Here is a 12,627-nt window from a genome sequence, read left to right on the forward strand (position 1 = left end):
TCATATTCTCTATGAACCAGCCGGAGACGGCTGGTTACGGATTACCGGTTTCCGGCTTTTGCCAGGGCCGCTTCAACATTGGCGTAGTTCTTTCCGGACAGGGCCGACCCGATGGCCCGTACCCGTTCCCAGTCTTCCAGTTCGGCGCAGCAGTCTATGAGCAGCCGCTGCAGGATGTCCCGGGTACAGTCCGGCGCCAGGGTTCCGGCGTTTTCCGCCAGTGGAAGCCGGTACCCAAGGCTGTTCCCGCTTTTTTTCGCCAGGGCGGCGGCCACACTGTCCCCGGGCAGGGCCGCGCCGCCGGGGATCCGCTTGACCCCCGCCAGGGCGTTTTCCAGAAGCGGAACCGCCCCGTCCCAAAGGCCGGCTTCCATGTGGCAGAGCGCCAGGTTGGCCAGGAGGGCGGGAGGGGGGGCGGCATTCATAAGGGACGAGAAAATCCGGTAGGCTTCGTCGAGGAGCCCCGCCCGGAAGAGATCGCAGGCCAGGGTGAATCTGCCCGGAGGGTCGGTTTCGGGTCCGCTGTTTCCCGGCATGGTTCCCGGGGTTCCCATTAACGGCATGGTGCCTCCTATTCCCGGTTAGTCCGGATAAATTTATCCAGCAGATCCGCCAGATGGTGGCGGTCCGGCGAAACCTTTTCCGCAAGTTCCCGCACCAGCCGGTCCGCCGCGGTGAGGGCGCCGGCATCTTCAAGCTCGTCCCGCTTTACCAGGGACCACAGGTGGTCCGAGTATCCGGTAAACTCATCCGGGGTGGCCCCGCGGATTTCCAGGGCCTTAAACCGGTACAGGCCCGAGTTTCTGTCAAAGGAAGTGCGGACCGTTACCGGCGCCTGGGCGTAATTGAGCCGGGTATGGTAATGGCCCCGGCTGTCCCGGATCCACTCAAGCCGGGTTTTTTCATCCGGGTTATGTAAGTTCCGGAGCAGGCTGTTTAAAAACTCGCCGGTTCTGCCTGAATCCAGTTTGACCCTGATAAGCGGCGTCAGGGGTTTTTGGTTTTTCCCATTCATGCTAAGAAAAGTACCCCGGCTTTTTTACCGGGGCAAGGTTTTTGCGGAAAATGGTGCATAAAGGACACCTTTTGGTTCCTGTGTGTATACCCGGAACCGGGTTTTTGATTTCCGCCGGTAAATTCTTCCGCCGGCAGGTATTTTTTTAACGGGAGTGTGTGGTATACTGGGCCGATACTAATCGCTTATGCAGACGGATTTTATATGGTAATACGCAGTGTCGGGGATATCCTGGTTTTTATGGAAGAGAATATTGGTATGCGCCGGCGGCAGGTGTATCCCTGGGATATTTATACGTTCAGGGAGGGCCGGGGCCAGGGCTCGGTGGAGATCCTGGGCAATACCGAATGGTGGTACTATCTGCTGATGGACTACGAATCGGCGGCCGAATTTGACATGGAATACGATATAACCGAGCCCTTTATGAGCTTCGGTATTACGGATCAAATCGCCGCGGGAATCACCCCTCCCGGGGAGAACCAGAATGTCCGCGCCCTGCCCGAGGCGGAAACCAGCTTCTTCATGAACCTTTCGGGGTTTAAGGGGAAGATGCGCCTGCCCGCGGGAATCAGGCAGCAGCGCCGGAGCCTGGTCATCCGGGGAAACGCCTATCCGGAATTCCTGTTTCCTGCCCTGATGAACCATTCCAGCGGCGATATGCTGACCCTCATCCGGGACGCGGGGCAGCGGTGCAAGCCGTATATAGCCCGGGCGGTCACGGAGCTCCGGGTGTCAAAATATGAGGGCGAGGCGCTGAAGATGCAGCTTAACAGCCTGATCATGGGTTTTTTTACCGAGCTGATTCACCAGGCGGAGCAGATGGACAGCGAGAAGCGGGTGGCCCCGGCGGCGGAAAGTGACCGCCGGGCGGTGGACGAGGCCAGGCGCATCCTTCGGGAAAACCTTACGGAGGCGCCCACCATTGACGAGCTGGCCCGGATGGTGGCCACCAACCGCAAAAAGCTCCAGTTGATTTTTCAGGCCATCGCCGGAATGACCATCGGCGATTACCTCCGGGCGTGCAGAATGAACCGGGCCATGGAACTTCTGCGGACCGACGCCCCGGTTAAGCTTATCGCCCACGAGGTGGGTTACGCCAGTCCCAGCCGGTTTTCCAAAGCCTTTGAGGCCATGTTTAAACTCACCCCCACGGAGTTCCGCCAGAACCTGCCTCCGGATTCGATTGGTCCGTGAGGTATTTTTGCCCGCATCAGCGGCCGGTAAAACCTCTGTCCAGCCGGCAGACAGCCGCCACAAGGATCAGCGCGGCGCCGGAGGCGATCATGATCCATGGCAGGGGCAGCGCGTCCGCCATGGAGCCGAATACCGCCATTCCCACCGGCAGGAAGCCCGATACCGAGTGCTGCCGTCACAACATCAATGTTCCGGCGGGTAATTTCCCGTTACCGCCTGCCGAGGGCCTCCGGCAAAAAACGCATTGACCCCAGACGGGTGGATATGTTATTTTATAAACATCTCTTTGCACTGTATCACGCTTCCGCGATGGAGCGGCATCACCAGTACAAACTGAACAGGCCAAAAGCACACCAGCTTTGGAGCCGGGCCGCAAACGCGGCAGCAGATTTTAGCGTCATGCACATCTGCGGGACAGGAGTAGCCCCGTGGGTGTGCTTTTCTATTTACAGGAAGATACACAGCTGCCAAAGAGCCATCTTACATACTATGTGGAGGGTTCTATTATGGAAAAGGCTAACGAAAAAATCGCTATCCGGGTATCCTGGCATACTGTCATCGGGAATGTGCTGCTGTCCGCCTTCAAGCTGGCGGCGGGCATCATAGGACAATCCGCCGCGATGCTGTCCGACGCGGTGCATTCCCTCTCGGATGTGCTCAGCACGTTTATCGTCATGATCGGCGTAAAAGCGGCGGGCAAGGACGCCGACAAGGAACATCCCTACGGACATGAACGCTTTGAAAGCGTGGCCGCAATCATCCTCGCCGTGTTCCTCTGTGTCACGGGTATCGGTATCGGGTACGGCGGGGTGCAGTCCATCATCGCGGGCCGCTATGAAACCCTGGCCGTCCCCGGCCTTCTGGCGCTGGTCGCCGCCATCGTATCCATCGCCGTAAAAGAGGCCATGTATTGGTACACCCGTGCGGCGGCGAAGAAAATCAATTCCGGAGCCCTCATGGCGGATGCCTGGCATCACCGCAGCGACGCACTGTCCTCGGTGGGCAGCTTCGTTGGGATTCTGGGCGCCCGGATGGGCTTTCCAGTGCTGGATGCGGTTGCGTGTATTGTGATATGCGTATTCATCGTAAAGGCCGCCGGGACTATTTTTATGGACGCCATTAACAAGATGACCGACAAAGCCTGCGATGAAGAAACCGCGGAAGAGATCCGCGGGGTTATCCTGGCCCAGGATAATGTGCGGGGTATCGACCTGCTGCGGACCCGGTTATTCGGGGATAAAATCTATGTGGATGTGGAAATCAGGGTGGACGGCAGTATTCCGCTTGCCGACGGCCACGGTATTGCCCATGCCGTCCACGATGCCATTGAAAGCCGGTTCGGCAATGTGAAGCACTGTATGGTTCACGTAAACCCGCAGTAATCCCGGTGCAATAATGGCCATCTGCGGCTGTATTCTTTCTTGGCCTTTGATTTTCCGGGCCTTATCCTGCTCCGGCCGGCGGTGGAGAAGGCCGGTTCTTTTTTCAAGAATCCACCGCCGTCTCTTTTTATTGACGAAATCCAGTACGCCCCCAATCTGTTGATTTTCTTGGCGGCTTAAACTCATGGATGAGGTTTTCCGGAGAGGGGCCAGAGAATTGCCCTGTGGTTGATACCGGCGAAAAAACAGAAGGGGGCGGAGAGCCCCCGTACAACCGGCGGAAACCGCTTCAGGCCGCTTCCGTAAAACCTCTATCCATCCGGCAGACAACCGCCACAAGGATCAGCGCGGCGCCGGAGGCGATCATAATCCATGGCAGAGGAAGCGCGTCCGCCATGGTGCCGAATACCGCCATTCCCACCGGCAGGAAGCCGGAGTACATGGAGCCCAGGAGTCCAAACACCCGGCCCTGCATGGACGGTTCGGTTTGTTCCTGGATGAGGGTTGTGGCTGCCGTCTGCACCATGGTCAGGGCAATTCCGTACAGCGCCATCAGCGCGAGGTAGAGGATGAAACTCCTGGAAAGCCCCATGCCTACAGCCAGTACGCCAAAGGCGGCAAGCCCCAGTACCAGGGTCGTGACCCGGTTCTTAAACCCGCCCCAGGACCCCATGATAAGTCCCCCGGCCATCATCCCCGCAAAGCCGACCAGCTCCACCGCGGTGAGGTACCAGTAGGTATCGCCGTAGACCCGGACCACCAGCAGCTGGGCAAGGAAGCCCGCGGGAACACACAGGAAGATAAATAGGCCGTAGACAACCAGCAGCCTGCCGATGAACCGGTGGGAAAAGGCGTACCTGACACCGAGCTTCATGTCGGCAAAGACCGAGATACTTTCCCCGGGGGCTTCCTGCCTGGGAATGAGCACGCAGGAGAGAAGCCCGATGCCGAGTACTGCCGTCACAACATCAATCAGCAGCGCTCCCCCCAGGGTGCTGAAGCTGAGGATGACCCCCGCGGCGGCGGGGGCGGCGAACTGGACCAGGGACTGCATCGCCGCGTTGATACCGTTGTAGCGCATGAGCTGCTCCTCCGGTACAAGCCGGGGGATTACCGCGTTGACCGCCGGGGTCTGGACCCCCGCGCCCAGGGAGCGGATGACCGACATGATCAGAAGACCCCCCAGCAGGGCCGGCTCCGCGGTGATGCGGGGTATGGCTATTATCATGGCCAGGGTGGCCAGGGCAATTACCCCGTCCGCGGCGATAATCAGCTTTTTCCGGTTATGCCGGTCCGCCCAGACGCCGCCCACAAAGGAAATCAGAAACTGGGGGAGATACGAGCAGACCGTAAACGCGGCGAGCCACATACCGGAGGCCGTTTCCAGTGTCGCGTACCATACAATGGTCATCTGTACCAGGGTTGAGCCGAACAGTGTAATGCACTGGCTGACCAGGAAGGCTATTGTGTTCCGCCGCCACCCGGCCGGCGGTGTTATGGGTTCTGTGTTTTCCATTATTATACCTCGCTTTCTCTTAGGGAAACGAATTTACCCAAAAAACGCGAAGTGGTGGTGTACTGGAGGGTTATTTTTTCTGTTTCATGCTGCCGAGGATCCGGAGCATTCCGTTGGTGTCCTCCAGCGCGCCGGAAAGGGAGGTGATGTAGCGGTCGGCCACCGAGATGATGTCTTCCGTTTCTTCCGGCGTATTGAGGGCCAGGAGCAGATCGGTTTCCCCCTGTGTGACCTGAACCAGCATACGGCGGATGGCCATCTGGGAATACCCGGCGTTCCGTAGAACCGATATGATCAGCAGCCGGTTTGTTTCTTCGGTGCCGTACTGCCTGCGGTTCCCCTTCCGGAGTACGGAAACAAGGCCGTTGCGCTCCCAGTCCCTCAGGACCTCCATGGTCACGCCGATCAGCGCCGCGGCTTCCCTTCTGCCCAGGGGCGGGGTGTCTTTCCCGCTCCCGTGTTCCCCGGTCAAAAGCTCTCCGGTAATCCGGACCGCCTCCCGGGCATTGGCGATTTCTCCGCGGATATGCGCCTGGTATTGGGTTGTTTTGTGTACCGCGTCGTCGGGGTTCCCCGCGGCCGCCGTCTTTACAATGGCAACGGCCTCGTCCCGCAGATTGCTGTTCAGGATTTCCGCTTTGAACGCCCGCCGGATGAGCCGCAGCTGAAGCAGATGGGTCTCCGAGAAGATTCGATAGCCGTTATCCATCCGGGGGACGGGCGGCAGAAGCCCCTGTTCCTCATAAAACCGGACCGTATTCGGGTGTATGCCGGCCATGGCGGCGATTTCCGCTGTGCGGAATGTTTTCATGTTTTCGCGCTCCTGCGGCGCAAAGCCGTGTATGTTTTTTACATTAATAACTCTGATAGCAGTATACCGCCGGATAGACTTCAGAACAAGCGAACAGCGAGGCCATTTATCCGCCGGTGTCAAACACGTAAATCAGTTCGCCATCCTCTTTTCCCGCAAAGGAAAAACGAAGCTTCTCCAGCAGTTTGATGGATGTGGTGTTTTCCGGCAGTACCCCGGCTTTTATGATCGACCCGACCCGGGCGGCTATCCAAGCCATGATGGCCGTAACCGACTCCGCGGCGTAACCTCTGCGGGCAAATGCCGGATGAATGGTATACCCAATCCAATACAGAGAGTCATCCTGTTTGAGGTATATATCACCGATGAGTAGTCCGGTGGTGGTGTGGATGATGGCGAATTGTGTACCTCGAACAAGTGAGGAGTCTCCCAGTAAATCCTGTTCATACTCCTCTTTTGTTTTTCCTTTATAGCCTTGATACCGCATCCAATGCGCGTCGTTGCGGTACTCCATAAAGCGGGGAATATCGCCAGGTTCAAAATCGCGGATGGTACATCGCTGTGTTTGTATAGTCATGGAATTCCGCTAAAAATAGTTTGAGTTTTGGAGTTCTGCTTTTTTAAGCATGCCGCCTTTCGCGGTACTGCTTGGTTTGACTATAGCATAACCTGGGACAATCCGCTATCGGTAAAATAATCTGGCTGCCGGGAAAATTATCGTTTTTAAGCCCTCCAGAAAAACACAGGGTTTTCCTGGAGGATCCGGATATAGCAGCCCTTGCCCGGATGTGCTGCTTATATGGAGTATCTTACAACCGGCACTGGTGCGCTTTCGGACCATTTAGACCGTACGGTTCATCAATCAGCTTGCGCAACCGCTTTTTCCCGTGTACTATAGAGGCATATTCTGTCTTTATAGTTGAATACCGCCAATATCCTATTTAAAAAGCCATAGTAATTAATAACAGAAATAGTATTAAAGAAAGTGTGTTTATTAACGGCTACAGCACTGTGCATTTCACCAAACGGTGGAGTATGAGTGGGGAGAGTAGTATTGTGGAAGCTCAGGACAAAGTAGCGGACAGGCAAACGCCGTCGCCGGAACCGCGTGCCGCTGTTTCGGAACAGCAGCGGCGGGATAAATACATAGGATATCTGCTGAAAGCCCTGCCGGACATCGCCCTGGTGATGGACGCCGATCTCAATGTGGTCTTATGCACCGAAAGCTACCTCAGGATGATAGGATTACAAGACGCTTCCCCGCTCATCGGGAAATGCCCGTACAGCGATGACGAAAACTATTTCGGCGTAATCTCAGGCCGGGACCTCAAGGGAATGCTCTTTGAGACCATGCGGAAAAATGAGGTCACCACCCTTGAGATGGAATGCGCCTTCCGGGAGGGCGGCGACCTGCGCCGCTACCGGATTGACCACATCCCCCTCTATGACGATACCGGCGTCTGCGACGGGTTAATCATTTCCTTCACCGATATCCACGACCTTTCCTCCGCGATAAAACGGGCGGAGGACGCGGACAAGGCCAAATCGGAATTTCTGGCTACCATGTCCCACGAAATCCGGACCCCCATGAACGCGGTCAAGGGTCTCTCCGAACTGCTTTCCCTAACCGAGCTGGATTCCGTCCAGCGGAACTATGTGGATAATGTCATCAGCGCGTCAAACACCCTCCTGGGAATTGTCAACGATATTCTGGACTTCTCCAAGATCACCGCCAACCGCATTGATTTTATTGAAGAAGCCTACGAGATAAAGGAACTGGTGGCCAGCCTCTGCAATGTTATCAACGTGAAGGCCGAGGACAAGGGGCTCCTGCTCACGGTGGACATCGCGCCCAACCTGCCCAGCGTACTCTACGGGGATGAATTCCGGATTAAACAAATACTGACCAACATCCTGACCAACGCCGTCAAATACACCCACAAGGGATTTGTCCGGCTTTCCTTTGATGTGGAACGCAAGGCCGACAGCGTTGTTCTGATCTGCTCCGTGGCCGACAGCGGCATCGGCATCCAGGCCGAGGATATGCCGTCCCTGTTTGAGGCGTTTTCCCGGGTAAACCTCCAGGCCAACCGCAGCATCCTGGGAACGGGCCTGGGCCTTTCCATCGCCCGGCAGCTGGCGGTTACCATGGGCGGCGAGATTGATGTGCAGAGCGTGTTCGGCGAGGGCAGTATCTTTACCGTCCGGCTTCCCCAGAAAATTGTCAACGGTGAACCCATCGCCTATGTAAACGATCCCTGGGAGAAAAATGTTCTCCTGATTGGGGCCGGGCCGAGAAGCGCCTACATTGTGTCCATGCTGGAGAGTCTGGGCGTCAAGGGCGCCGCCCGGGCAAGCCACGATATTCCCGGCGGACTTGAGGCGTATACCCACTGCATTTTCAGCGACACCGTCCAGGGCGATGTGGTCCGGAGCCTGCGCGGGCAGATGCCGGAGTGCCGCTTCGCCATCCTCAAGGATATCCGCCACGCCATATCCATGCCCGGCACCCATGAGACCGTTCTCTACACGCCGCTGTTCGTATTCAGCCTGGCGTCCTTTCTCAACCAGGCAGGCCGGCAGGCCGAACCGGCGGTCAGCGTAAAATCATCCGCCGACGAGCTGGCCGTGCGGGATACCATCCTCCTGGTGGTGGATGACAATGAGATAAACCGAATCGTCAGCAGTGAAATGCTCGGCAGCTTTCAGGCGCAGGTTATCTGCGCCGAGGACGGCTACCAGGCCCTTGAACTCTGCCAGCTCCAGAAATTCGATATCATATTCATGGACCACATGATGCCGGGCAAAGACGGCATCGAAACGACCAGAGAGATCCGCCGGGGCGGCGGTCCCAACAGCGAAACGCCTATTCTGGCGCTCACCGCCAATGTGGTGAACAACATGAAGAACCTTTACCTCGAAAGCGGTATGAACGATTGTCTCTCAAAGCCCATTGAGCTTTCCGATCTGGAGAGCGCCCTCACCCGGTGGCTGCCCGCCGACAAGATTGTCGCCGCGGCGCGCGTTGAAAAGGCCGACAGGGCAGGCGCCGATTCGCCGCCGGTGGTCATGTCCCAGAACGACCTGATCAGCGCCATGGACCATTTCGGCCTGTACTCCTCCGATGTTATGAGCGAGCTGAACGGTGATTTTGACACCTACGTTCAACGGATGAAAGATGCCTCCGGTGTTTTAAGTACCCTGGTGCCCGCGTTAAAGGACGAGGTGGCAAACCAGAATTGGACCGTTTTTGCTGACGATATCATGTCCCTGCAGAGCACTCTGTACGGCATCGGCGCCCGGGACTGCGCCGCCCGTTCCCGCCAGCTGTCGGCGGCGGCCCAGAGCGGGAACATCGACTATGTCCACGAAGACTTTTTCAGCCTCATGGGCAATATGTATATGCTGGAGCAGAAGCTCACGGTAATCGTCCCGGTGGCTCAGGGCGGAAACCTCCGGGAGCTGCCCCTGGGAGTCCCACAATATTTGCACGGCTGCCTCGAAAAACTCGGGCGCGCCCTGGAGGACAGTGACGCGGAAGATGCTATGGCGCAGATTGCCCACACCGCGGGATACTCCCTGGATATGGATTTGGACATGGCCTTAAAAGCGGTCAAGGCCGATTTGGAAAACAATGATTTTAAAGCGGCCCGGGCTCACTATACGGAGTTCTTCCGGGAATACACCCGGCGGATAGAGGAAAACGCCGCCGCGGAATAACATGGGGAACGATATGGAAAAAAACATAACCTTTGACTGGGAACGCCTGGGCAATCTTGAGAAGGGCCGCCAGACCCTGGGGCCCGAAATGCCCGTGGCGGTTTATCGGCTTTTACAGTACACCATCAAGGATGAAATCGCCGGGCGGACCTCGGTAGCTGAGGCGGAGGATATTCTCCGCGGCGCCGGATACCGGGCCGGCCAGGCCCTGGCCCGGAATATGCTGGACCTGACTTTGGAGGCGGAGGCCTTCGTCGCCCATCTCAAGACTACGCTGCTTGAGCTGAAAATCGGCATCCTTAATATAGAAAAGATTGATCTGGGCGCGCTGGAGTTTACCCTCACGGTGGACGAAGATCTGGATTGCTCGGGGCTTCCCGTCACCGGCGATACGGTATGCTTTTACGATGAAGGCTTTATAGCCGGCATCTTTACCCTCTATCTCAAGCGGCCTATGCGGGCCGTTGAAATCAGCTGCTGGGGAACCGGCGCCACGACCTGCCGGTTTGACATTACGCCTAAATAAGACAACCAGTTAAAATCGGTGCCCAGGTTTTACCTTTTCTTTGCAATCTCCGTCGCCTGTGGTATACTTTTTTCATGGTAATAAATCTCAAAATGACCGGGGCTGAATAAGAAAGCAATAGAAAACCTGCGGGAGTAGGGGTGAGCGGGGATACAGCGGGGAAAACGGTGGATGGCGTCCGGATTCTGTATGGATGAGAAAATAATCAGAATAATATACAGCGGACTCGAAGAAAAAATATTGGTCGATAATGATATCCCTGATAACTATATCAAATCTGTGATAAAGAACGTAGACAGCCATTTTCGATCGCTGATTACAACAGATATAGATACCATTGAATGGATCTATTGCCTCGTTGGAAACATTATAGACCAGCATGAATTTGGACCTGATAAAGAAATAAAACACGGGTCAAAGCATTTTGTGCCGGGAGCAAAAGTATACTGCTTTCCATATCACTGGGACCCCGGACATGGCCGTATTGTTGTAATAGGAAAGCCCCGCAAGAAATATAGCTATATTAAAGTTGTAATAAGTGTAAATTTCGTTCACAATTTCCGTTTGAAAAAGGTATATGATAAAGAAATAATACGGGAAATGTATTATGGATTAGGATGGGATAATACTGAACACTCAAAGGAAAAAATAATTGAATGGTCAGATTATTTCAATAATAATCCAAAAATGAAAGCCTGCAATCTGTCCGATGAAAAACCGGATTAAATAGCAAGAGTTGTATTTGGGAAAAAATGGGTAAAGAGATGAAAAAATTAATATTTATAACATTAATGATTGTGGTTCTTTCCGGATGTACTGATCATAAAAGCCAAGAAACGGAGAAGTATACATTCCATGTAATGGATTACGATAATGATAAGCGAATTATAATTTTCAACGAATTTGAGGAAGAAATAATTAGTTTAATACTATTCGGTGAAACAGATTCCATTGGGCAAATCTATGTGAATAATTATAAGGAGTTCTATCTGAATATAGTTAGATATGATGAGACTTTATTTGCTTATGTCATTGGAGATGAAAATGCAAATTATAATACCACTACGCATTTATCCAAAGAAGGTTTAACTCTGGATGGGCTAATTGTTGATAGAAATGAGTATTTTGACAATCATGGTGTTAATTATCAATTATTTAGCAACGGACAAACCAAAACCGAGCCTATTGAGGATAATATTATTATTAAACAATAATATCCGCTAATAAAAAAAAGATTATCCCTAAATCAGCAGAGGAATCATGAGACAGTATGCTTTTATAATTCTTTGTATATGTTTAGCTCAGAACGGCTATGCGCAAAATAACCAGCCCCATAAATTAGATATAAAAGCGTATTTAAATGATGTTGAAATAGCGGGACCTGTATATGATAACGGAACAAAATCTAATATCTATGACAATTATTCAAACGCGTATGTTGGTTTAGTCAATATCTTTGATTTGCTCGGAGCTGAAGCAGTAATTGATGGGAATACAATCAAAATAAACAGTCAGAAACTTGGAAACTTTGTTATTACCTATGATGGGCCGGATGCTATAGTATTTAACCCAAGACCTTCTCCTTTTCCCAGTACAAGAAACTCAATAATAATTATAGATGATGAATTTTATATAAGAATTAATTTGGTGCGATATATTGTTTCCGGATATACTGTAGAGAACGATAAAAAAGTAACGTTGTATACCCGCGATTATGAGAGACATGATTTACCTGAATTGAACATAAAAGCGTATTTGAATGATACACAAATCACAGGATCAGTATATAAAAACATTTTTGGACCGCCTGTCCAGGGTCTCAACTATTTAAGTTCATTTGTTAACTTAGTAAATATTTTCAGCGCGCTTGAATCCGAAACAAAAGTTAATGGAAATACTGTTGAAATAATAGGCCCCAATATTGGAAAAATAAAAATCATATATGAAAATCAAACTAACATTATTATAGATTATATTTCCGAAGAGCTGGAGTTAAATCCTCCATTTACAAATAATACAGTAGTAATTATTGATGATGAATACTATATAACCATAAGCATGGTGCGCTATTTAATAGACGGCGCGTTAGCACAAGATGAGGAAAAAGTAACATTATATACAAGCGATTATGAAAGGCTTGATATACCGTTAACACTTTATGACTGCTACTTAGCTCTAGACGCTCTGCTTAATAATGAAACAAAAGATGATATAAAGAAATCGACCGTTAATGATCTGATAGAATATCATATGGGATTGGGAATGTGGATCCGGAATAATTGGATACGGCAAACTAACCATAGAATTACAAAACTATTATTTGACAATGGATTACGGCACCCGGACGATATGTCCCAATTAATAATAATCGGATATCATTACTATTTAAATCATATAGATAAGTCAATTGAAGAATTGATACATGAACGATAGACTCTGCGCATATCAAAGGTTAGGCGTAGC

At 52.6% G+C, this 12,627-nt stretch carries 13 protein-coding genes and 1 riboswitch; of the genes, 7 read left to right on the plus strand and 6 right to left on the minus strand.

Annotation, left to right across the window (positions count from 1 at the left end):
* Nucleotides 1–41: 41 nt before the first annotated feature.
* The gene (locus tag JFL75_RS01350) at nt 42–563 is read right to left on the minus strand and encodes a tetratricopeptide repeat protein (RefSeq protein ID WP_215624903.1); all 522 of its coding nucleotides are present in this window, start codon (nt 561–563) and stop codon (nt 42–44) included.
* Between the two features lie 8 nt (nt 564–571).
* Nucleotides 572–1,015, minus strand: a complete 444-nt coding sequence (locus JFL75_RS01355) for a hypothetical protein (RefSeq protein WP_215624904.1) — start codon at nt 1,013–1,015, stop codon at nt 572–574.
* Between the two features lie 204 nt (nt 1,016–1,219).
* On the opposite strand from JFL75_RS01355, the gene JFL75_RS01360 reads away from it, so the two are divergent.
* The gene (locus JFL75_RS01360) at nt 1,220–2,209 is read left to right on the plus strand and encodes a helix-turn-helix domain-containing protein (RefSeq protein WP_215624905.1); all 990 of its coding nucleotides are present in this window, start codon (nt 1,220–1,222) and stop codon (nt 2,207–2,209) included.
* A 16-nt stretch (nt 2,210–2,225) separates the two neighbouring features.
* On the opposite strand, the gene JFL75_RS20845 is transcribed toward JFL75_RS01360, so the two are convergent.
* Nucleotides 2,226–2,348: a hypothetical protein gene (locus JFL75_RS20845; RefSeq protein WP_285291956.1), complete on the minus strand. Its 123-nt coding sequence runs from the start codon at nt 2,346–2,348 to the stop codon at nt 2,226–2,228.
* Between the two features lie 184 nt (nt 2,349–2,532).
* Nucleotides 2,533–2,629: riboswitch (NiCo riboswitch) on the plus strand.
* 86 nt (nt 2,630–2,715) lie between these two features.
* Between JFL75_RS20845 and JFL75_RS01365 the strand changes: the two genes are divergently transcribed.
* Entirely contained in the window at nt 2,716–3,591 is an 876-nt protein-coding gene (locus JFL75_RS01365) for a cation diffusion facilitator family transporter (RefSeq protein WP_215624906.1), read from the plus strand.
* A 289-nt stretch (nt 3,592–3,880) separates the two neighbouring features.
* On the opposite strand, the gene JFL75_RS01370 is transcribed toward JFL75_RS01365, so the two are convergent.
* The 3 genes from JFL75_RS01370 to JFL75_RS01380 all read right to left on the minus strand — a co-directional run bounded on the left by JFL75_RS01370 (nt 3,881) and on the right by JFL75_RS01380 (nt 6,495).
* On the minus strand, nt 3,881–5,107 hold the full coding sequence (locus JFL75_RS01370; RefSeq protein WP_215624907.1) for an MFS transporter: 1,227 nt from the start codon (nt 5,105–5,107) through the stop codon (nt 3,881–3,883).
* Between the two features lie 70 nt (nt 5,108–5,177).
* A complete protein-coding gene (locus JFL75_RS01375; RefSeq protein ID WP_215624908.1) occupies nt 5,178–5,918 on the minus strand; it encodes a MerR family transcriptional regulator in 741 nt (246 codons plus the stop codon).
* Nucleotides 5,919–6,024: 106 nt separating this feature from the next.
* Nucleotides 6,025–6,495, minus strand: a complete 471-nt coding sequence (locus JFL75_RS01380) for a GNAT family N-acetyltransferase (RefSeq protein WP_215624909.1) — start codon at nt 6,493–6,495, stop codon at nt 6,025–6,027.
* A gap of 458 nt (nt 6,496–6,953) precedes the next feature.
* On the opposite strand from JFL75_RS01380, the gene JFL75_RS01385 reads away from it, so the two are divergent.
* The 5 genes from JFL75_RS01385 to JFL75_RS01405 all read left to right on the plus strand — a co-directional run bounded on the left by JFL75_RS01385 (nt 6,954) and on the right by JFL75_RS01405 (nt 12,597).
* The gene (locus tag JFL75_RS01385; protein ID WP_215624910.1) at nt 6,954–9,638 is read left to right on the plus strand and encodes an ATP-binding protein; all 2,685 of its coding nucleotides are present in this window, start codon (nt 6,954–6,956) and stop codon (nt 9,636–9,638) included.
* 13 nt (nt 9,639–9,651) lie between these two features.
* Complete coding sequence (locus tag JFL75_RS01390; protein WP_215624911.1) at nt 9,652–10,164, plus strand: V4R domain-containing protein; 513 nt, start codon at nt 9,652–9,654, stop codon at nt 10,162–10,164.
* 189 nt (nt 10,165–10,353) lie between these two features.
* Nucleotides 10,354–10,890: a hypothetical protein gene (locus JFL75_RS01395; protein WP_215624912.1), complete on the plus strand. Its 537-nt coding sequence runs from the start codon at nt 10,354–10,356 to the stop codon at nt 10,888–10,890.
* A gap of 38 nt (nt 10,891–10,928) precedes the next feature.
* A complete protein-coding gene (locus JFL75_RS01400; protein ID WP_215624913.1) occupies nt 10,929–11,378 on the plus strand; it encodes a membrane lipoprotein lipid attachment site-containing protein in 450 nt (149 codons plus the stop codon).
* A gap of 46 nt (nt 11,379–11,424) precedes the next feature.
* Nucleotides 11,425–12,597 (plus strand): DUF6794 domain-containing protein, encoded by a 1,173-nt coding sequence (locus tag JFL75_RS01405; RefSeq protein WP_215624914.1) that lies wholly within the window; start codon nt 11,425–11,427, stop codon nt 12,595–12,597.
* Nucleotides 12,598–12,627: the final 30 nt, after the last annotated feature.

This window comes from Breznakiella homolactica (genome assembly GCF_016616095.2).
Lineage (GTDB): Bacteria > Spirochaetota > Spirochaetia > Treponematales > Breznakiellaceae > Breznakiella > Breznakiella homolactica.

Excerpts from the sequence above, each read along its gene's own strand:
- JFL75_RS01400 (WP_215624913.1), top strand. The coding sequence starts at position 10,929 with ATGAAAAAATTAATATTTATAACATTAATGATTGTGGTTCTTTCCGGA.
- JFL75_RS01380 (WP_215624909.1), bottom strand. The coding sequence starts at position 6,495 with ATGACTATACAAACACAGCGATGTACCATCCGCGATTTTGAACCTGGC.
- JFL75_RS01350 (WP_215624903.1), bottom strand. The coding sequence starts at position 563 with ATGCCGTTAATGGGAACCCCGGGAACCATGCCGGGAAACAGCGGACCC.
- JFL75_RS01355 (WP_215624904.1), bottom strand. The coding sequence starts at position 1,015 with ATGAATGGGAAAAACCAAAAACCCCTGACGCCGCTTATCAGGGTCAAA.
- JFL75_RS01405 (WP_215624914.1), top strand. The coding sequence starts at position 11,425 with ATGAGACAGTATGCTTTTATAATTCTTTGTATATGTTTAGCTCAGAAC.
- JFL75_RS01375 (WP_215624908.1), bottom strand. The coding sequence starts at position 5,918 with ATGAAAACATTCCGCACAGCGGAAATCGCCGCCATGGCCGGCATACAC.
- JFL75_RS01390 (WP_215624911.1), top strand. The coding sequence starts at position 9,652 with ATGGAAAAAAACATAACCTTTGACTGGGAACGCCTGGGCAATCTTGAG.
- JFL75_RS01385 (WP_215624910.1), top strand. The coding sequence starts at position 6,954 with ATGAGTGGGGAGAGTAGTATTGTGGAAGCTCAGGACAAAGTAGCGGAC.
- JFL75_RS01365 (WP_215624906.1), top strand. The coding sequence starts at position 2,716 with ATGGAAAAGGCTAACGAAAAAATCGCTATCCGGGTATCCTGGCATACT.
- JFL75_RS01360 (WP_215624905.1), top strand. The coding sequence starts at position 1,220 with ATGGTAATACGCAGTGTCGGGGATATCCTGGTTTTTATGGAAGAGAAT.
- JFL75_RS01370 (WP_215624907.1), bottom strand. The coding sequence starts at position 5,107 with ATGGAAAACACAGAACCCATAACACCGCCGGCCGGGTGGCGGCGGAAC.
- JFL75_RS20845 (WP_285291956.1), bottom strand. The coding sequence starts at position 2,348 with ATGGCGGTATTCGGCTCCATGGCGGACGCGCTGCCCCTGCCATGGATC.
- JFL75_RS01395 (WP_215624912.1), top strand. The coding sequence starts at position 10,354 with ATGGATGAGAAAATAATCAGAATAATATACAGCGGACTCGAAGAAAAA.